At 64.2% G+C, this 19,290-nt stretch carries 19 protein-coding genes and 1 tRNA gene; 10 read left to right on the forward strand and 10 right to left on the reverse strand.

Features of this window, described 5'->3' with window-relative positions; genetic code table 11:
* The first annotated feature begins 29 nt into the window (after nt 1-29).
* From GGD67_RS03170 to GGD67_RS03185, 4 genes are all read left to right on the forward strand, one after another.
* Nucleotides 30-1,859: an IlvD/Edd family dehydratase gene (locus GGD67_RS03170; protein ID WP_018319830.1), complete on the forward strand. Its 1,830-nt coding sequence runs from the start codon at nt 30-32 to the stop codon at nt 1,857-1,859.
* A gap of 135 nt (nt 1,860-1,994) precedes the next feature.
* The gene (locus GGD67_RS03175; RefSeq protein ID WP_179730834.1) at nt 1,995-2,726 is read left to right on the forward strand and encodes an SDR family oxidoreductase; all 732 of its coding nucleotides are present in this window, start codon (nt 1,995-1,997) and stop codon (nt 2,724-2,726) included.
* Between the two features lie 17 nt (nt 2,727-2,743).
* The gene (locus GGD67_RS03180; RefSeq protein WP_179730836.1) at nt 2,744-3,490 is read left to right on the forward strand and encodes an SDR family NAD(P)-dependent oxidoreductase; all 747 of its coding nucleotides are present in this window, start codon (nt 2,744-2,746) and stop codon (nt 3,488-3,490) included.
* A 7-nt stretch (nt 3,491-3,497) separates the two neighbouring features.
* Nucleotides 3,498-3,890 carry a GFA family protein gene (locus tag GGD67_RS03185; protein WP_179730838.1) on the forward strand — a complete coding sequence of 131 codons (393 nt, stop codon included), beginning with the start codon at nt 3,498-3,500 and terminating at the stop codon, nt 3,888-3,890.
* Nucleotides 3,891-3,892: 2 nt separating this feature from the next.
* Here the strand turns inward: GGD67_RS03185 and GGD67_RS03190 are convergent, their stop codons facing one another.
* The gene (locus tag GGD67_RS03190; protein WP_179730840.1) at nt 3,893-4,804 is read right to left on the reverse strand and encodes a DMT family transporter; all 912 of its coding nucleotides are present in this window, start codon (nt 4,802-4,804) and stop codon (nt 3,893-3,895) included.
* 89 nt (nt 4,805-4,893) lie between these two features.
* On the opposite strand from GGD67_RS03190, the gene GGD67_RS03195 reads away from it, so the two are divergent.
* The 3 genes from GGD67_RS03195 (at nt 4,894) to GGD67_RS03205 (ending at nt 7,000) form a co-directional block, all read left to right on the forward strand.
* Complete coding sequence (locus tag GGD67_RS03195) at nt 4,894-5,757, forward strand: LysR family transcriptional regulator (RefSeq protein WP_179730842.1); 864 nt, start codon at nt 4,894-4,896, stop codon at nt 5,755-5,757.
* A 75-nt stretch (nt 5,758-5,832) separates the two neighbouring features.
* The gene (locus GGD67_RS03200) at nt 5,833-6,513 is read left to right on the forward strand and encodes a site-2 protease family protein (protein ID WP_026202259.1); all 681 of its coding nucleotides are present in this window, start codon (nt 5,833-5,835) and stop codon (nt 6,511-6,513) included.
* Between the two features lie 64 nt (nt 6,514-6,577).
* Nucleotides 6,578-7,000 (forward strand): hypothetical protein, encoded by a 423-nt coding sequence (locus GGD67_RS03205; protein WP_179731412.1) that lies wholly within the window; start codon nt 6,578-6,580, stop codon nt 6,998-7,000.
* Here the strand turns inward: GGD67_RS03205 and GGD67_RS03210 are convergent.
* The 6 genes from GGD67_RS03210 to GGD67_RS03235 form a co-directional block, all read right to left on the reverse strand.
* A complete protein-coding gene (locus tag GGD67_RS03210; RefSeq protein WP_018319822.1) occupies nt 6,988-7,800 on the reverse strand; it encodes an energy transducer TonB in 813 nt (270 codons plus the stop codon). The genes GGD67_RS03205 and GGD67_RS03210 overlap by 13 nt on opposite strands.
* Nucleotides 7,801-7,809: 9 nt before the next feature.
* A complete protein-coding gene (gene exbD, locus GGD67_RS03215; protein WP_018319821.1) occupies nt 7,810-8,268 on the reverse strand; it encodes a TonB system transport protein ExbD in 459 nt (152 codons plus the stop codon).
* Nucleotides 8,269-8,271: 3 nt separating this feature from the next.
* Nucleotides 8,272-9,273, reverse strand: a complete 1,002-nt coding sequence (gene exbB / locus GGD67_RS03220) for a tonB-system energizer ExbB (RefSeq protein WP_179730844.1) — start codon at nt 9,271-9,273, stop codon at nt 8,272-8,274.
* Nucleotides 9,270-9,959 carry a Fe2+-dependent dioxygenase gene (locus tag GGD67_RS03225; protein ID WP_018319819.1) on the reverse strand — a complete coding sequence of 230 codons (690 nt, stop codon included), beginning with the start codon at nt 9,957-9,959 and terminating at the stop codon, nt 9,270-9,272. The genes exbB and GGD67_RS03225 overlap by 4 nt, the downstream gene beginning before the upstream one ends.
* A gap of 2 nt (nt 9,960-9,961) precedes the next feature.
* Nucleotides 9,962-12,361 carry a TonB-dependent siderophore receptor gene (locus GGD67_RS03230; protein ID WP_179731414.1) on the reverse strand — a complete coding sequence of 800 codons (2,400 nt, stop codon included), beginning with the start codon at nt 12,359-12,361 and terminating at the stop codon, nt 9,962-9,964.
* A gap of 226 nt (nt 12,362-12,587) precedes the next feature.
* The gene (locus GGD67_RS03235) at nt 12,588-12,827 is read right to left on the reverse strand and encodes a hypothetical protein (RefSeq protein WP_018319817.1); all 240 of its coding nucleotides are present in this window, start codon (nt 12,825-12,827) and stop codon (nt 12,588-12,590) included.
* A 377-nt stretch (nt 12,828-13,204) separates the two neighbouring features.
* Between GGD67_RS03235 and GGD67_RS03240 the strand changes: the two genes are divergently transcribed.
* The 3 genes from GGD67_RS03240 (at nt 13,205) to GGD67_RS03250 (ending at nt 18,161) form a co-directional block, all read left to right on the forward strand.
* Nucleotides 13,205-14,386, forward strand: coding sequence for an efflux RND transporter periplasmic adaptor subunit (locus tag GGD67_RS03240; RefSeq protein ID WP_179730845.1), 1,182 nt, complete (start codon nt 13,205-13,207; stop codon nt 14,384-14,386).
* Nucleotides 14,383-17,529 (forward strand): multidrug efflux RND transporter permease subunit, encoded by a 3,147-nt coding sequence (locus GGD67_RS03245; RefSeq protein ID WP_092252580.1) that lies wholly within the window; start codon nt 14,383-14,385, stop codon nt 17,527-17,529. The genes GGD67_RS03240 and GGD67_RS03245 overlap by 4 nt, the downstream gene beginning before the upstream one ends.
* Before the next feature lie 65 nt (nt 17,530-17,594).
* On the forward strand, nt 17,595-18,161 hold the full coding sequence (locus GGD67_RS03250) for an invasion associated locus B family protein (RefSeq protein WP_018319814.1): 567 nt from the start codon (nt 17,595-17,597) through the stop codon (nt 18,159-18,161).
* Between the two features lie 212 nt (nt 18,162-18,373).
* Here GGD67_RS03250 and GGD67_RS03255 read toward each other — a convergent pair whose 3' ends face one another.
* From GGD67_RS03255 to GGD67_RS39680, 3 genes are all read right to left on the reverse strand, one after another.
* Entirely contained in the window at nt 18,374-18,736 is a 363-nt protein-coding gene (locus GGD67_RS03255; RefSeq protein WP_026202257.1) for a DUF1428 domain-containing protein, read from the reverse strand.
* A gap of 168 nt (nt 18,737-18,904) precedes the next feature.
* Nucleotides 18,905-18,978, reverse strand: a tRNA-Gln gene (locus tag GGD67_RS03260).
* 175 nt (nt 18,979-19,153) lie between these two features.
* A complete protein-coding gene (locus GGD67_RS39680; protein WP_283814087.1) occupies nt 19,154-19,285 on the reverse strand; it encodes a hypothetical protein in 132 nt (43 codons plus the stop codon).
* Nucleotides 19,286-19,290: the final 5 nt, after the last annotated feature.

The raw sequence follows: 19,290 nt of genomic DNA on the forward strand, positions 1-19,290 counted from the left end.
CCAGTGCGTTTGCATTGCAGGAGAAACCAATGACAAAAAAACCGACCAATGGGCATGCGCCCGCCGGCAACGGCTCCCGACGCCACCTTCGTTCCCAGGAATGGTTCAACAACCCGCATAATCCGGGCATGACGGCGCTCTACATGGAGCGCTACCTCAATTACGGCCTCACCCGTGCCGAGCTTCAGTCCGGCAAGCCGATCATCGGCATCGCCCAGACTGGCAACGACCTCTCTCCCTGCAACCGCCACCATATCGAGCTTGCCCATCGCGTCCGCGAGGGCATCCGCGAGGCCGGCGGCATCGCGATGGAATTCCCGACCCATCCGATCCAGGAGACCGGCAAGCGCCCGACCGCCGCGCTCGACCGCAACCTCGCCTATCTCGGCCTGGTCGAGATCCTCTACGGCTATCCGCTCGACGGCGTCGTGCTCACCACCGGCTGCGACAAGACTACGCCGGCCTGCATGATGGCGGCTGCGACCGTCAACCTGCCCGCGATCGTGCTGTCGGGCGGCCCGATGCTCAACGGCTGGCATGCCGGCGAGCGCACCGGTTCGGGCACCATCGTCTGGAAGTCGCGCGAGCGGCTCGCCGCGGGCGAGATCGACTATGAAGAGTTCATGGAGATCGTGGCCTCGTCGGCGCCGTCGGTCGGCCATTGCAACACCATGGGCACCGCCTCGACCATGAACGGTCTTGCCGAAGCGCTCGGCTTCTCGCTGCCGGGCTGCGCGGCGATCCCCGCGCCCTACCGCGAGCGCGGCCAGATCGCCTACGAGACCGGTAAGCGCGCCGTCGAGATGGTCTGGGAAGACCTCAAGCCCTCGGACATCCTGACCCGCAAGGCGTTCGAGAACTGTATCGTGATCAATTCGGCGATCGGCGGCTCGACCAACGCGCCGATCCACATCAACGCGCTGGCCCGCCACATCGGCGTCGAGCTCACCATCGAGGACTGGCAGAAGGTCGGCCATGACGTGCCGCTCCTGGTCAACATGCAGCCGGCCGGCTTCTATCTCGGCGAGGAATTCCACCGTGCCGGCGGCGTACCTGCGGTGGTGCGCGAGTTGATGAAGCACAAGCGCATCCATGAGGACGCCGTCACCGTCAACGGCCGCGGCATCGGCGAGAACTGCAAGGACGCGCCGGTCCCCGACAACGACGTGATCTGGGCTTACGACAAGCCGCTGGTGAAGGACGCCGGCTTCCTGGTGCTGAAGGGCAATCTGTTCGATTCCGCGATCATGAAGACCTCAGTGATCTCCAAGGAATTCCGCGATCGCTATCTCAGCAATCCGAAAGACCCCAACGCATTCGAGGGCCGCGCCATCGTGTTCGAGGGTCCGGAGGACTATCACGAGCGGATCGACGACGCCTCGCTCGATATCGACGAGCACTGCGTGCTATTCATCCGCGGCACCGGGCCGATCGGCTACCCTGGTGGAGCCGAGGTCGTGAACATGCAGCCGCCGGCAGCGCTGATCAAACGCGGCATCCTGTCCCTGCCCTGCATCGGCGACGGCCGCCAGTCCGGCACCTCGGGCTCGCCCTCGATCCTGAACGCCTCGCCGGAAGCTGCCGCCAATGGCGGGCTTGCGGTCCTCAAGACCGGCGACAAGGTCCGCGTCGATCTCAACAAGGGCAGCGCCAACATCCTGATCTCGGACGAGGAGCTGAAGAAGCGTCACGCCGAGCTCAAGGCCAATGGCGGCTTCAAGCATCCGCAGAACCAGACGCCGTGGCAGGAGATCTATCGCAACACCGTCGGCCAGCAATCGACCGGCGCATGCATGGAGCTCGCCACGCGCTACCAGAACGTCGCCGGCACCTTTGGTGTGGCGCGGGATAATCACTGAACTGGGCACCCGTAGCCCGGATGGAGCGTAGCGAAATCCGGGTTCACCATCCGCGAACGCAGGATCCCGGATTACGCTGGCGCTCCATCCGGGCTACGGCGTCACGGCAATGAGGAAATCGAGGAGAACAAGAAAATGGCAGACCGCCTCAAGGGCAAACGCGCCGTCGTCACGGCTGCAGCCGCCGGCATCGGGCGCGCATGCGCCCTCGCATTCGCGCGTGAAGGCGCAACCGTCATCGCCACCGACATCAATGAAGCCGGCATCGCCGGCCTGACCAAGGAAGGCATCGCCGAGGTCGCAAAGCTCGACGTCCGCAACACCGCCGACGTCAACGCCTTCGCCAAGCGTATCGGCAACATCGACATCCTGCTCAACGCGGCCGGCTTCGTGCACCACGGCACCATCCTGGAATGCTCGGAAGAGGATTTTGATTTCTCGTTCGACCTCAACGTCAAGTCGATGCACCGGACCATCAGGGCCTTCCTGCCCGACATGATCGCGGGCGGCGGCGGCAGCATCGTCAACATCTCCTCCTGCGCGGCCTTGAGGCCGCCGGCGAACCGCTACGTCTACAGCTCCTCGAAGGCGGCGGTGTCGCTGCTATCGCGTGCGGTCGCGCTCGATTTCATCACCAAGGGCATCCGCTGCAACTCGATCTGCCCCGGCACCGTCGAGACGCCCTCGATGCTCGACCGCGCCGCCGCGCAGGGACCGCAAGGCAAGGAGATGTTCATCTCCCGCCAGAAGATGGGCCGGCTCGGCACCGCCGACGAGATCGCATCCATGGCGGTCTATCTCGGCAGCGACGAGAGCGCCTTCACCACCGGCGTCGACCTCGTCGTCGACGGCGGCTACATGCTCTGATCCCAGAGGCACCCGGCATGAACAAGATCGACCTCAACGGCCGCGTCGCCATCGTCACCGGCGGCGCGCAGGGTTTTGGCCGCGCTATCACCGAGCGCCTCACCGCCTCCGGCGCCAAGGTCGCGATCTGGGATTTTGATTCCGTGCTGGCCGAGAAGACGGCGAAAGAGATCGGCGGCGAGACCAAGGTCTTCAAGGTCGACGTCACCGACACCGCGGCCGTCGAGCAGGCGCGCGATGCGACGCTCGCCGCGTTCGGCAAGATCGACATCCTCGTCAACAATGCCGGCATCGCCGGCGTCAACAAGCCGGTCTGGGAAACCGACCTCGATGAATGGCGCAAGGTGCTGCGCATCAACCTCGACGGTCCCTTCATCGTCTGCAAGGCCATCGTGCCTGCGATGCTCAAGCAGAAATACGGGCGCATCGTGAACATCGCCTCGATCGCCGGCAAGGAAGGCAACCCGAACGCCTCGCACTATTCGGCGTCCAAGGCCGGCCTGATCGCGCTGACAAAGTCGCTCGGCAAGGAGCTCGCCGCGCATGACATCCTCGTCAATGCTGTGACGCCGGCCGCGGCCAAGACCGCGATCTTCGACCAGATGACGCAGCAGCATATCGACTTCATGCTGTCGAAAATTCCAAAGGGACGCTTCGTGCTGGTCGAAGAGCTCGCCGCGATGGTGGCCTGGCTCGCGTCCGAGGACTGCGCCTTCTCGACCGGCGCGGTGTTCGACATCTCGGGCGGACGCGCAACCTATTGAGGGCAGCATGATCCGGGAAGGCGGATGCCTGTGCGGCGCGGTCCGGTTCAAGGCGGAGGGCGAGCCGCTCAACGTTCGCGTCTGCCATTGCCGCAACTGTCAGAAGGCGATGGGCTCGCCCTTCTTCGCCCGCGCGCAGTTCGACCAGCGCGCGCTGAGCGTCGAAGGCGAGACGGAGCGCTATGCGTCGTCGGAGAACATCGACCGCGTGTTCTGCAAACGCTGCGGCACCCGCCTGTTCGCCTGGCGGCGCAACGGCACGCTGGCGGGCGTGTCCCTCTCCGTTTTCGACGATCGCAATGCCTTCACGCCGACCGAGCACATCTGGGTCTCGGAAAAGCCCGCCTGGCTCAAGCTCGACGACGGCCTGGTGCAATATCCGGGAACGATCCCGGCGTGATGTCAGGCTTGGCCTGACGCAGACGCGCTTGCCGCCGGCGCCCGCCGGCCCGTTGTCGTCGCGATCCAGATCCCGCCAAACACCGCGACGATGCCGGCCGCCAGATTCCAGCGCAACGGCTCGTTCAGCAGCCAAGCGCCGACCAGCGACGCCGTGATCGGGTTGACCGTCACCGAGATCGCGACACGCGTCGGCGTCGTCCGCTCCAGCGCGAAAGCCCAGAGATAGAAGGTCAGCGCCGCGCCGAATGCACCGAGATAGAGAGCCGCCAGCCATTGCGGCGCGCCGAAGCCCGCGACCGGCGCAAAGCTGCCGCGGATCCAGGAGAGCAAGATGAGGCAGGCAGCGCCCGCCGCCATGCTCATGGTGGTGAAGGCGATCGGGCTGGAGCGCCGGATCAGTGGCTTCGACCAGATACCATACAGTGCCATGCACAGTGCGGCCGCCATCATCAGGAGGTCACCGCGCCAGGCGCCCGGCGGTGCCGAGGTCAGGTCGGAGAGAAGCGCTACAGCAACACCCAATGTCGCAATCACCACGCCGATCGATTTGCGCCAGGTCAGCGCTTCGGCACCGAGCGCGGCGCCGATCACGAGGGACAACAGCGGCAGCGTGGATAAGGCGAGCGCCCCGCGCGCGGCAGTGGTGAAGATCAACGATGCATTGAACAGGATCGGAAACAAAGCGAAGAACAGCATGCCGAGCCCGGTCGCGGCGGCCCAGTCCGCTCGCAGTGGCCAGCGATCGCCGCGCAGCAGCGTCAGTGGTAACAGCAGGAGAAAGCCGATGCCGAAGCGGAACGAACCGATCGCCAGCGGATCGAGGTTGCTCACGAGATAGCGCGTGGCGCCGATCGAGGTGCCGCCAAGACCGCTCGACAGCACGGCCGCCAGAACGCCGGAGATTTCGCCCACGCTTCCTCCCGTCGATACTTCGAAGGCAGCATACGAGGCACGCCGAAACATGGAATGGAATTTCCGTGATGCTGGGATAAGTTTTCGTCATGAGCGCACCCGATCTCGATCCCGAGCTGCTGAAGGCGTTTCTCGCGGTCGACGAGCATCGTTCGTTCACGCGCGCGGCCGATGTGCTCAATCGCACGCAATCGGCGGTGAGCGTCCAGATCAGGCGGCTGGAGGAGCGGCTTGGCACCAAGCTGTTTCAGCGCACCAGGGCTGGCGTCGTGCCGACCGCGACGGGCGAAGAGTTGCGCGCTTATGCGCGGCGCATTCTCGCACTCAACGCGGAGGCCGTCGGGGCGCTCCGCGCACGCAAGGCCGACGCCGTCGTCCGCCTCGGCGTGATGGACGATTACGGCACCCTCGTCATTCCGCCGCTGCTGGCGAGCTTTGCCAGGCACCATCCTCTGGTCCGGGTCGAGATCGAGACGGGACTGACCGCGACGATGCCGGCGCGGCTCGGCGATGCCTACGACCTCGTCATCGCCATGCATCCGCAAGGATGCGGCGATGGCGAGTTATTGAGGCGCGAACAGGCGGTCTGGGCCGCCGCCCCATCCTATCGGACCGCGGCGCAGTGTCCCCTTCCCATGGCGCTCTACCCGCCGGGCTGTCTGTTTCGCCAGTGGGCTGCGGAAGCGCTCGACGCCGCGGACCTGCCCTGGCGTCTCGCCTATGTCAGCCGGACGCTCGCTGCGGTCGAGACGATCGCGGCTCAAGGTCTCGCAGTGACGGTGGTAAAGGCCGGGACCTTGCCGCCGAGCCTTCGTGCGCTGTCCGATCGTGACGGCATGCCGCCGTTGCCGGCGGCGGAGATCCGCCTCCACCGCGCGAACGACCTGTCGACCGCAGGCGCCCACCTGGCGGACCATTTGCAACGGGCAATTTCGGAATTGGGCGCCATATAGCGCTAGATCGTGATGGATTGTGGCCCTATACGGCCTGCTTTGCGAGGCGCGCAGGCAAACCAGGACGGACGAGCCGTGAACATTTCCTTTTATGACCTTTCCGTCTGGGTGCTGCCGCTGGTGCTTGCCATCACCTTCCACGAGGCCGCGCACGCCTTCGTCGCCGACCGGCTTGGCGACAACACAGCCGCACAGCTCGGCCGCGTCAGCTTCAACCCCATCAGGCATATTGACCCGTTCGGCACCCTGATCCTGCCGGCGATGCTGCTGTTCGCGCACTCGCCGTTCCTGTTCGGCTATGCCAAGCCGGTGCCGGTCAACTTCCGCAAGCTGAACAACCCCAAGCTGGACATGGTCTGGGTGGCATTGGCGGGGCCTGTCACCAACATCCTGCTGGCGCTTGCAGTGGCCCTCGCCTTCCACGCCCTGCCCCTTGTCCCCGCAAGCTCGGCGAAATGGGTCGCCGACAACCTCAAGAATGCGCTCATCATCAACGCCATCCTCGCGGTCTTCAACATGATGCCGATCCCGCCGCTCGATGGTGGGCGCGTTGCGGTCGGGCTGTTGCCGCGCCCGCTCGCCATGCCACTGGCCCGGCTCGAGCCGTTCGGGATGCTGATCCTGATCGGCCTGTTGATCCTGCTGCCCCTTGCAGGTTCCCAGTTCGGTCTAAATCTTGATGTTATTTCAGTAATACTGCGAACGTTGACCGGTTATGTGATTCAGGCTGTTCTCTTCCTGACCGGCAATGCGTAGTTGAACAACCGCACCCGAACTTTAAGCCGAAAGGCCAGAGGCCGACTTGGTCAAAGCTGCCGATATGCTGATCGCGCGACGCGCGGACACCCGCGCCCGCGCCGATTTTGCCACTTGGAAGATGATGGCCAAGCTCAATGGGGCGTCCGCGCTCCCACCGGAGGCCCAGGAGTTTCTGGCGAGCTACCAGAACCTGCTGGCGCAGATGAGCGAGGGCGAGGCCACCGAGGCGACCATCGGTGCGATCTACAAGGCCTATTATGCCGAGATGGGCGGCGCGGGAACGGCACCCGACGTCCGCCCTCGCCCGCCTGAAGCAGCGGCGGACAATGTTACCGCTTTCCGCCGCCCGGCGCCGAAGCCAAAGACGACCAGCTTTTTCGGGCCTGGCGCGGCAGCTGGAACCCAGAAACGGCCGCTCCCGGTGGCGCTGATCTTCGCCTGCCTCGTCGTCGTCTATGTCGGGATCCGGCTCTACTGGCGCTGAGCCGTCTTCTTCTTTTTCGCGTCGGCCGGCGTGAAGATGATATCGACGGTCCGCTCGAACCGATCCTCGGTCAGCCCGGCAGGCGGCTGCGGGATCGGATCGGACTTGCGGACAATCGAGACCGCGGCCGCGTCGTAGGCTGAATCCCCGGATGACTCCACGACATCCACCGACAGCACGTTGCCCTTCCGGTTGATCGCGAAGCTCACCTTGACCTTCTGGTTATTGGGCTGCTTGCCTTCCGGATTGATCTTGTGCAGCGACAAATGCGCGCTGATCTTGCGGTTCCAGTCGGCGGTCAGCCTCAGGATGTCCTTGCCGATGCCGATGACGGGCGCCAGCGCCTTCTCGGCCTCGCGCGCGTCCTCCTCGAGCGTCTGCCGTGCCGTCGCAACCGATTTCGGCGAGGCCTCGGCGGCCGGCGTTTCGACCGCCTGAATCTTCGGATCGTCTTCCGTCGGCTTCTTCGCGTTGTTCTCGGTCACGACGCGATCGGGATCCTCGACCTGCTGCGACTGGTCCTTTGGAAGCTCCGTCTCCTTGGTCTCGGCCTTTTGCTCGGGAAGCGCCTGCTGCTCCTGCATCGCTTCGCTGTCGGGCCCGGGCGGCAGATCGGTTTCGGGCGCCTTGGGCGATGCCATCTCCACGGCGAATTCCGCACCGTTCGCACCTAGGCCGTCGCCGTCCTCGTCAGCACGCAAATGAGCCAGCGCGAGCGCAGCACCGCCCAGATGGAGCACGAGCGCGGCCACCGCCGCCAGGATCCAGAGCTTCCGGGATGGTCTGTGTTCGTCCGACATAGCGGGCCTCTAAGGCTGAGCGGCGCCTGCCGCAGGCGCTCCCGGTGCGCCTTCCAGCGCCACCAGTTTCACCCGCGTATAGCCGCCTGAGCGCAGGAGCTCCATGACGCCCATCAACTCCCCGTACGGCACAGAACGATCGGCGCGCAGGAAGACGTACTTGTCCTTGCTCATGTCGGACAGTCCGTCGAGCGTCCCGATCAGCTCGGCCCGATGGACCGGGTTCTCCCCGAGGGCAAGCGTCAGATCGGGCTTGATGCTGAGATAGGTCGGCTTGTCCGGCTTCTTCTGCGGCGTCGCGCTCGACGTCGGCAGATCGATCGGCAGGTCGACCGTGGAGAGCGGAGCTGCGACCATGAAGATGATCAGCAGCACCAGGATGACGTCGATGAACGGCGTGACGTTGATGTCATGCGTTTCCGAGAAATCGTCGTCGTCGCCGTCGTTGTCTGCGAGCGAAACGCCCATGGCTCACTCCGCTGCGCGCGAATGCACGCTGCCGTGGCTGCGGTCGAGATCGCGCGAGAGCAGCCGCGCCGCCGCACCCGAGGCGCGGCTGACGAGCTCGAGATAGCCCTTCGTCACGCGCGAGAAGTGATTGTAGATGATGACGGCGGGAATGGCGGCGACGAGGCCGATCGCCGTGGCGAGCAGCGCTTCGGCGATGCCGGGCGCGACGACGGCGAGGTTCGTGGTCTGCGACTTCGAGATGCCGATGAAGCTGTTCATGATGCCCCAGACCGTGCCGAACAGGCCGACGAAGGGCGAGGTCGAGCCGATGGTCGCAAGCACGCCCATGCCGATGCGGATCCGCCGCGCCTCGGCGCGCACGATCTCGGAAAAGCTGGAGGCTGCGCGCTCCTTGATGCCGGCGTCGCTGGACAGGCCGGCCGACATCCGCGCCTCGCGCAGGGCCGCCGTCAGGAACGACGGCAGGATACCTTCCTTCGCTCCGAGCGCCATCTGCGCTTCGGCGAGGGAGCGCGTCTCCGCAACCTTCTTCAGCGCCGAACGAAGCTTGGAGGATGCGACCGACAGCTCGATCGACTTGGCGATGAAGACGGTCCAAGTCATCAGCGATGCGAAGGCGAGCCCGATCATCACCGCCTTCACGATGACGTCCGCCGACATGAACATCACCCAGGGCGACAATTCCTTCATCGCCGGCGCGATGCCAGCCGCGGCATCGGACTTGGCATCGGACTTGGCATCAGGCTTGGCGGTGGTCGAAACGGCGGCCGCGGAGGGCGCCGTCGGAGCGACCGGGGTGGCTGCCGTCGAAGCCGAAGGCGCCGGGACCGCAGGCGTGGTCGCCGCGGGCGCCGCCGGAGCCGGAGCGACCGGGGCCGGCTGAGCCGTCGACTGCGTCGGTGCCGAGGGGGGTTGTGTCTGGGCGGAAACGGGGGATGCGAGCCAGGCGGCCGCCAGCATCAAGGCTGCGGCAAGGCTTGCTTGGAAGGTCATGGTCTTCATACTTCGGCCCAGTAGCGAATGAGGTTGTGATAGATACCCGTCAATTTGACCGTTTCGGGATCGTCACGCCCGAGCCGGTCCACCAGCGCCTGAATCGCGGTGTCGAGGTCGAAGATCATGCTCCGGGCTTGATCGTCCCGTATCATGCTCTGAAGCCAGAAGAAAGACGCAACCCGTGTTCCCCTGGTCACCGGCGTGACGAGGTGGAGGCTGGTCGAGGGATAGAGCACGCAGTCGCCGGCTGGCAACTTGACTTCGTGCGAGCCGTAAGTGTCCTCGATCACAAGTTCGCCACCGTCGTACTCTTCCGGCTCGGCGAGGAACAGCGTCACCGAGAGGTCCGTGCGGATGCGAAGGCCGGTCAGACGGTCGCCGCGGATCGCATTGTCGACATGCAGGCCGAAATGGTGGCCGCTATCCGCCGCATAGCGGTTGAACAGCGGCGGGAAGATCTGGAGCGGTATAGCCGCCGCGATGAATCGCGGGTTCGATGTCAGCGCCGAGATGATGCGGTTGCCGAGTTTTCGCGCGACTTCGCTATCGGGCGGCAATTGCTCGTTGCGCTTGACCATCGCCGACTGCGCGCCGGCGGTGGACCGGCCATCCTCCCATTCGCTGGCGTCCATGATGCGGCGGAAATCCGCCACATCATCCTTGCTGAGAACGCCTGGCAGGCACGTCAACATGATCAGAACTTCGCTGTCGTCACGACATAGAACGCGCGCCCGGGCGCGACCGCTACGAACGGTACGTTGCTGCGATAGAACGAGTCGTAATAGAGCTTGTTGGTCAGGTTCTGCGCGTAGAACTTCATGGTCCAGTTCTTGTCGATCTTCTTCTCGACGAAGGCATCGAAGCGCCAATAGCTCGGTAGCTCGTTGGTGTTGGCCGCGAACGTGCCGCCGTAAACCTTCGAGCGGTACACCGCCTGCCCGCCGAGCTCCCAGCCGTCATCGAACTTGTACTTGGTCAGCATGCTGAACGACTGGTGGGCAATGTTGGCGAGCTGCAGGCCGAGATTGGAGGCAACCCCGCTCTGGGTGACCTTGGATTGCATCAGGACCAGGCCGCCGAAGATGCTCCAGCGATCGGTGATCTTGCCCTCGGCTTCGATGTCGATGCCCTGGATCCTGTAGGCAGCGCCCGAGGTCAGCAGGCCGTTGACGGTCTCGCGCGCGTTGTCCTTGGTGGTCTGGAACAGCGCGCCGGTCACCAGCAGGTGGCGGTCGGCGAGTTCCCATTTGGTGCCGACCTCGATCGCCTTGTTGCGCTCGGGCCCGAGCAACAGGGTCGAGTTGGGCGGAACGCCGCCGTAATCGGTGCCGGTCGCGTCAAGCTCCGAGCCGAACGGATTGGCCGAGGTCGCATAGGCTGCATAGATGCTGCCGATCGACATCGGCTTGTAGACCAGGCCGACGTTGTAGTTCACGAGATCCGCGTTCTGCTTCACGAAGCTCGAATTGTTCGACGCGCTCTGGCTGTAGCCGTCGTAGCGCACGCCGCCATTGACGATGATCGTGTCCTGCCAGTTCGCGGTGTCCATGACATAGACGCTGCTGGTGTTGACGCCGTAGCGCGTCGGGTTTCCGAGGAGTGACGGAATGCCGAAGGGAATGTTGGTGTATTGCGGGGAGTAGAGATTGACCCCTGTCACGGCACCGTTGCTCGTGAAGGGCGAGCCGGACAGCTCCGACGCGAGGCCGGCGTAGCGGTCGATCGAGATGTTCTCGTTCGAATATTCGACGCCGAACACCGCGGTGTGCTTGACCCCGCCGGTGTCGAGCTTGAACGTGGCCTCGTTCTGGTTGGCCCACACGTCCACGGTCTGGTAGCGGCTCTGCGCGCTCGCCGTCGTGGTCCAGAGCAGCGGATTGGGGCTGGTCGTATTCGGATTCTGCGGCAGCGTGCCGATATAGTTGAGCACCGAGTGCTCGCCTCGCACCTTGCTGGTCAGCGTGATGGCCTCATTGACCTTGTACTCGATCGTGCCGGTACCGAAATCCTGCCGCGCCGTCTGGAAGTCGCGATTAAGGAAGCCGTACCAATTGCCGCGCGGAATGCCGGCCGAGGTCACCGGCACATTGCCCTGCTTGTAATAGGGCACGCCGAAATCCGGCAGGCCGCTGAGGTCGGTGTGGACGTAGTTCGTGGTGATCTTGATGTCGTTGGTCGGGGTGTACTTGGTCGAGATGAAGGTGCCCCAGCGATTGTCGGTCACGTAGTCGCGGCCGGCGACGTTGGCATCCTGGAACAGGCCGCCGGTGCGCACCGAGAAGGTCGGGTCGATGACCTGGTTGACGTCGAGCGTGACGCGCTTGGTCTGATCCGTGCCGAACTCGGAGTCCATGCGCTTGAAGTTGACGTCGCCAGCCTGCTTGGTGACGATGTTGATGGCACCGCCGGCAGTGCCACGGCCGGCGTAGGAGGATGCCGGCCCGCGCAGGATCTCGATCTGCTCGGTGAAGAAGTTCTCGCGGATGGAAACCGCGGGATCACGGATGCCGTCGATGAACACGTCGTTGCGCGCATCGAAGCCGCGGATGAAGAAACGGTCGCCGAACGCGTTGCCGCCCTCGCCCGAGCCGAGCGTCACGCCCGCCGTCGAGCGCCCGATCTCCTTCAGCGTCGTCGCGTTCTTGTCTTCGAGCACTTCCTTGCTGAGCACCGTGATCGACTTGGGCGTGTTCAGCATCTTCTCGGGAAACTTGCCGCTGGCCTGGACGTGGTCGACCTTGTAGGGCGCGGCCGGATCGGCATAGGGATTGCCGTCGGGAGCGCCTGACGGCGTGGTCGGCGCCGTCTGCTGTGCCGCCTGCTCGCGCTGCGCGGCGCGACGAATCGCATTGCGGGCGCGGACCTGTTCCGGCGAAGGCTTCGACGACGTTGGACGCGGACGTTCGACGGGAGCATCGACCGTTACCGGCGGCAGGTTGGACTGCTGCGCCTGCGCGCCACTCGACACCGACGCCACCGCGATCAAGCTCGCAACTGCCGAGACCTTCTTGCCGGAAACACCTGCGAACTTTTCATCCACCAGACCGAATGCTGCGACCGAACGCAACGACCTCGGTGCGACCACCTGCCCCATTACCAAACGCCCCATCTTCCTGTTCGCTCACTCACTTTGACGAACGATGAGTTGTTGGTATCGGCCGCAAAATAGCGGGTCAATGCGAGCGCCTCGCAAGAACCCTTGAATCGGTCCAGTTCAAAACAATTCTAAACTACAGTTTGAAATCGTTCTAAACTGATATTGGACTCGTTCTAAAAGACCGCGCGCCGAATGCCGGGCAATCGATGGCTCGCTCGCAGCATCAATCGCTGCTCGGCGGCTTCATCAGCGAAAACAATTCGTCGACGGTTTTCAGCGCAACAGCGCGCACGCGATCGGTTGAGTCCATGCCGGCGATGTTGACGCCGTTCACGACCGCTTTGATCTCGTCCCGGAAGTCGGTGAGGAAGCGCAAGGGATCACGCTGCTCATTGGCGACACGCGCGATCAATCCCGTGATCAGAATCTGACACGCGATCAGCTTGCCGTTCAGCTCGTCCATCCTGCGCTCCCGTTGTGGCGGCGCCGATATGGACGATGCTGAAATTCCTGACAACCGAAACGGCTTCCGCCCGACTTAGAACCATTCTTGTTACCGATACCGACCGGCGGCTCGACCCGGCGCCATTCGGCCCGAGCACACCGTCCGGGAGTGCTGCTTGAGGTGTGTTCGCCGATCGCGCCTGCCGGGAAAATGCAGCACTGCACATCGCCGCGCCAGACCACTGCCCAGACGGTGCAAAGCTTTCCAATTGTTTAGGATTCTCAACTGATAGTGCTGTTTACACTGGAACTTGGCGTGTATTATACAAACGCTCTGGAACCCTACGATTGCCCCATAATTCGTAGCTGAGGGCACAAGAGCCGACACGAGACGATATGAAAAAGTCCCGGCCGATCCTCTGGATTCTGATCATCGCGGCCGTGGCCTCCGCGGGTTACTATGGTTGGCAGAAATTCGACGCCTCCCAGGCTGGAAAAACCCAGACCGCCCAGAAGGGTCCACCCCGCCCGCCCGCCGTCCCCGTCAGCGTTGCCCCGGTTCAGAAGGTCGATTTCCCGGTCTATCTGACCGGCCTCGGCACGGTTCAGGGGTTCAACACCGTGCAAGTCCGCACCCGCGTGGATGGCCAGATCGACAAGCTCGCCTTCCGCGAAGGCCAGATCGTCCAGCAGGGCGAGCTGCTGGTCTCGATCGATCCCCGTCCCTATCAAGCCACGCTCGACCAGGCCAAGGCCAAGAAGGCGCAGGACGAGGCTAGTCTGGCCAACGCCAATCTCGAACTTCAGCGCGCCATGAAGCTCGGCGAATTCGCGACCGCCCAGCGGGTCGACACCCAGCGCACAACCGTCGCCCAGCTCACCGCCCAGATCGCCGCCGACGAAGCCGCGATCGCCAACGCCCAGACCCAGCTCGACTACACCCAGGTCAAGGCGCCGATCACCGGCGTCGCCGGCCTGCGCCAGGTCGACATCGGCAACATCGTCAACGCCTCGACGCAGACGGGCATCGTCACGATCTCGCAGGTCGAACCGATCTCGGTGATCTTCACCGCGCCGGAAGACCAGCTGCCCTATATCACCGAAGGCCAGAAGAGCGGCGCGCTCAAGGTGATCGCCTTCACCACCGACGGCAAGAAGACGCTGGCCGAGGGCAAGCTTGCGGTCATCAACAACCAGGTCGATACCAGCAGCGGAACGATCCGGCTCAAGGCGGTGTTCGACAACAAGGACCACACGCTGTGGCCGGGCCAGTCGGTCTCGACGCGGCTTCTGGTGCGGACGCTGAAGGATGCGACCGTGGTTCCGGATGACGCGGTTCAGCATTCGACCAACGGTCTCTACGCTTATACCGTCAATCAGGACAACAAGGCCGAGGTGCACAAGGTCAAGGTCACCTACGCTATCGATGGACATTCGGTCATCGAAGAAGGGCTGAGCCCCGGTCAGCAGGTGATCACCGGCGGCCAGTTCAAGGTGCAGCCCGGAAGCCTCGTCTCGACGGCGGTGGCGAGTTCGAACCCGGCCCAGAACGCCCAGAACAAGGTACGACAGGAATGACCGAGGGCGGGATTTCGGCACCTTTCATCCGTTATCCCATCGGCACCTCGCTGCTGATGGCCGGCATCCTCTTCGTCGGTCTCGTCGCCTATCCCCTGCTCCCGGTCGCACCGCTGCCGCAGGTCGACTTCCCGACCATCCAGATCACCGCCAATTTGCCGGGCGGCAGTCCCGAGACGATGGCTTCGTCGGTGGCGCAGCCGTTGGAGCGGCAGTTCGCCCAGATTCCCGGCATCGCGCAGATGACCTCGACGAGCTATCTGGGCACCGCGTCGATCACCATCCAGTTCGATCTCAACCGCAGCATCGACGGCGCTGCCAATGACGTGCAGGGTGCCATCAACGCCGCCAGCGGCCAGTTGCCGAAGAATCTTCCCTCGCCGCCAACCTACCGCAAGGTCAACCCGGCCGATGCGCCGATCCTGCTGCTGTCGGCGACATCGGAGACGTTGCCTCTGACCAGCGTCAGCGACGCGGTCGACGCCCAGCTCGCCCAGCAGATCAGCCAGCTCTCCGGCGTCGCCCAGGTCTTCATTGGCGGCCAGCAGAAACCCTCCATCCGCGTCCAGGTCGATCCCGCGAAGCTGGTCGCCAAGGGCCTGTCGATGGAGGACGTACGCAGCCAGATCGCGATCACCACGGTCGACAGTCCGAAGGGCAATATCGACGGCGAGAAGCGCGCCTACACGATCTACGCCAACGACCAGCTCACGCACGCGAAGGACTGGAACGACGTCATCATCGCCTATCGCAACGGCGCTCCGTTGCGAATCCGCGACATCGGCCAGGCGGTCAGCGCCGCTGAAGACGCCAAGCAGGCGGCCTGGGCCAACGGCAAGCGCGGCGTATTCCTGGTGATCTTCAAGCAGCCAGGCGCCAACGTCATCGAGACCGTCGATCGGATCAAGGCGACCCTGCCCCGCCTCGTGGCGGCGATCCCGCCCGCCATCAAGATCGAGCTCATCAGCGACCGTACCACGACCATCCGCGCCGCGGTCGAGGACGTCCAGTTCACGTTGCTGCTGACCATCGCGCTCGTGGTCATGGTCATCTTCATCTTCCTGCGCAGCTTCTGGGCCACCGTCATTCCCGCCATCACGGTTCCACTGGCGCTGCTCGGCGCCTGCGCGCTGATGTGGGTCGTCGGCTATTCACTCGACAATCTGTCGCTGATGGCGCTCACCATCGCGGTCGGATTCGTCGTCGACGATGCCATCGTGATGCTCGAGAACATCACGCGATACATCGAGGAAGGCGAATCGCCGATGGCGGCCGCCTTTCGTGGCTCGAAGGAAATCGGCTTCACCATCGTGTCGATCAGCATCTCGCTGGTCGCGGTGCTGATCCCGCTGCTCTTGATGGGCGGCATCATCGGGCGCCTGTTCCGCGAATTCGCCGTCGTGCTGGCGATGACCATCTTCGTCTCGATGTTCGTGTCGCTGACCCTGACGCCGATGATGGCTTCGCGCTTTCTGCGCGCCCATGGCGAGGTGCGCCACGGCCGCTTCTATCAATGGAGCGAGCGCGCCTTCGACGCGATGCTGCGCGGCTACGAATACGTTCTCGATCACGCCCTGGCCTGGCGGCGCACCACGCTGGCGATCTTCTTCGCCACGCTCGGACTGTCGATCTATTTGTTCGTCCTGATCCCGAAGGGTTTCTTCCCGCAGCAGGATGTCGGCCTGATCACGGCGACTTCGGAAGCCTCGCAGGACATTTCGTTCAAGGAGATGACCCGGCGTCAGGAACAGCTCGGTAAGATCATCCTCGCCGATCCCGACGTCGCCAGCGTCGCCATGTCGATCGGCGGCAGCGGCCGCGCCGGCAACAACGGCAACATATTCATCACGCTGAAGGCTCGCGACAAGCGCGATGCCTCGGCTCAGCAGATCATCGCGCGACTGCGTCCGCAGTTCGACAAGGTCGAGGGCGCCCGCGTCTACATGCAGGCGGCCCAGGACGTGCGGCTCGGCGGGCGGCCGACGCGCACCCAATTCGAGTTCACCTTGCAGGACGCCGACCTCGCCGAGCTCAACGAGTGGGCGCCGAAAATCCTCGCCAAGATGCAGACGCTGCCGGAGCTGCGCGACGTCGCGACCGACCAGCAGACCCAGGGCACCACGGTCCAGCTCAAGATCAACCGCGACACCGCCGCGCGCTACGGCATCCAGCCGCAGCTGATCGACGACACGCTGTATGATGCCTTCGGACAACGACAGGTCACGCAGTATTTCACCCAGCTCAACACCTACAAGGTGATCCTGGAGATCCTGCCGGAGATGCAGGGCAATCTCGACAGCCTGAACAAGCTCTATCTGAAGTCGCCGCTGACCGGCGACCAGGTGCCGCTGTCGACCTTCGCGACCTGGACCACCGATCCGGTCCGTCCGCTTTCGATCAGCCACCAGGGCCAATTCCCGGCGATCACCATCAGCTTCAACCTCGGCCAGGGCGTCGCGCTCGGCCAGGCGACGGAAGCCGTGCAGAAGGCGATGGCCGAGCTCGGCGCGCCGCCGACGCTGAACTCGAGCTTCCAGGGCACGGCGCAGGCGTTCCAGCAATCGCTCGGCACCGTGCCGCTGCTGATCCTTGCCGCGCTCGTCGTGGTCTACCTGATCCTCGGCATCCTCTACGAGAGCTACATCCATCCGATCACGATTCTGTCGACGCTGCCCTCGGCCGGCGTCGGCGCGCTCGCGATCCTGATGGCGGCCGGCTTCGACTTCAGCCTGATTGCCTTGATCGGAATCATTCTCCTGATCGGCATCGTGAAGAAGAACGGCATCATGATGGTCGACTTCGCCATCGCCGCCGAGCGCGACGAGCACAAGACGCCGGCGGAATCGATCCGCCAGGCCGCCCTGCTCCGCTTCCGCCCGATCATGATGACGACGATGGCCGCGCTGCTCGGCGGCGTGCCGCTGATGCTCGGTCACGGCACCGGCGCCGAGATCCGCCAGCCGCTCGGCTACGCCATGGTCGGCGGCCTGATCGTCAGCCAGGCGCTGACGCTGTTCACCACGCCGGTGGTCTATCTCTATCTCGACGAGCTCAACAACTGGTTCTCGGGCTGGGGCCGTTCGGGTGACGGCGAAGGCGGCGAGGCGGTGGAGCACGGCACCGTTAAGGAAGCTGCCGAGTAGCGGCTTGCACGGCGCTTCCGGCGACGCTACAGCGAGGCCCCGGTTCACGCCAACGCGGTTTCGCCATGCTCATGCAATCCAGACTTGTCGCCCTCGCCGCAGCTGTCCTGTTGCCCTTGGGCGCCGCGTATGCCCAACAGGCCGCCAAGAAGAACGCCCCCGCTCCTGCGGCGCAGCCGGCACCGGCTCCGACGCAGCCACAGGCTGACGGCGCGCCGGCGCAACAGCCCGGCTGGATCGTACGCTGCACCAGCGCCAGCCGTGACGCGCCGCTCGAATGTGCGATGGAGCAGAACGCGGTGCTGACCAAGACCGGCCAGACCATCGTGCTGATCAACATCCGCATCGCGCCCGACACCCGCACGCCGGTGGCGCTGCTGCAATTGCCGCTCGGCCTCAACCTTCCCATCGGCGCCAAGCTCCAGGTCGACGAGGGCAAGACGGTCGATCTCCAGATCCAGACCTGCGAGAACCGCGGCTGCTACGCCTCGGCGCCGATCGCGCCGGATCTGCTCGCCGCGTTGCGGTCGGGCAAGCAGCTCAAGGTCTCCTTCCAGAACATGGCCAAGGAGACGATCGCGATTCCGATGCCGCTGGGCGATTTCGCTTCCGCCTACGACAAGATCAAGTAACGCAAGTCCCCGTTACTGCCGCGCCATCTGCGCGTTGCCGACGGCATCGCCGTCGAGCCGCTGGTCATTGTGCATGGTGACGGTGACGTGCAGCAGCCCCGTCGATCAGCAGCGTGTATTCGGTGATGGAGGCGCGGCTCGCCGGCTGCCTGTTGCTGCTGCTGCAGGCCGAAGTCGACCGCGCACTCCGAGATAGGCTTTCTCCTCGCCTGTCAGCTGACGACGTCGCTCGCCCGGAGCAAGGTCGTGAACCCGCCATAGATCATGCGCTTGCCGTCGAACGGCATGCCCTCCATCTTCAGCCGCGGGTCCTCCATCACCTTCTTGTTGACGGCATCGCGGGTCTCCCGGTCGCGGTAGACGATCCAGGCGAACACCACGACCTCGTCCTCCTTCGCCATCACCGCGCGCGGAAACGAGGTGAGCTCGCCATAGGGGACATCGTCAGCGACGCATTCGACATAATCGAGCGCGCCGTGCTCCATCCAGAGCGCGCAGGCGGTCGTCGACAGCGTCTTGTAGGCCTCGATCTTGTCCTTCGGCACAGCCAGAACGAAACCATCGACATAGGGCATCAGGAATCTCCTTGAGTTGTGTGACCCAAGGACGATGCAGAGCACGGCGATCCGACCGGGGAAATGCGATTTCTGATGAGGCAAACGGTCGCGACCGGCGGCGCGGCCCGTGGACCGTCACTGTCACCGAAGGACCTGAAGATCTGGACCTTTGGGCATGCCCGGAACTGGCTGGGGAACCTGGATTCGAACCAAGACAAACAGAGTCAGAGTCTGTTGTGCTACCGTTACACCATTCCCCACCGAAGCGCTTGAAATCGCTAAGCTTTCTTCGGAAGTTCTGCGAGGGCGGGCTGACAACTTTGCAAATCAGCGGCTCGCAGGCCGCTCATATAGCCGCGCTGACCTTCGCGGTCCAGCCCTTCTGTGAACATCTCGGCTTGTTCTGGCTGCGTTCGCACCGACAGACGGACTGTCTCAAGCCTTCCCGAAGGAATCCTGCGGCCCTTTGCGGTTGTAGAACAGCGATCGGCGCGCCCGATCAATCCATCGCTGCACCGTGAACTCGAAGGCGAGCGCGACGACCGTGGATGCGAGCAGGATGCCCAAGGTCT

Origin of the sequence: Bradyrhizobium sp. IAR9 (assembly GCF_013408065.1) — a bacterium.
Classification (GTDB): Bacteria; Pseudomonadota; Alphaproteobacteria; order Rhizobiales; family Xanthobacteraceae; genus Bradyrhizobium.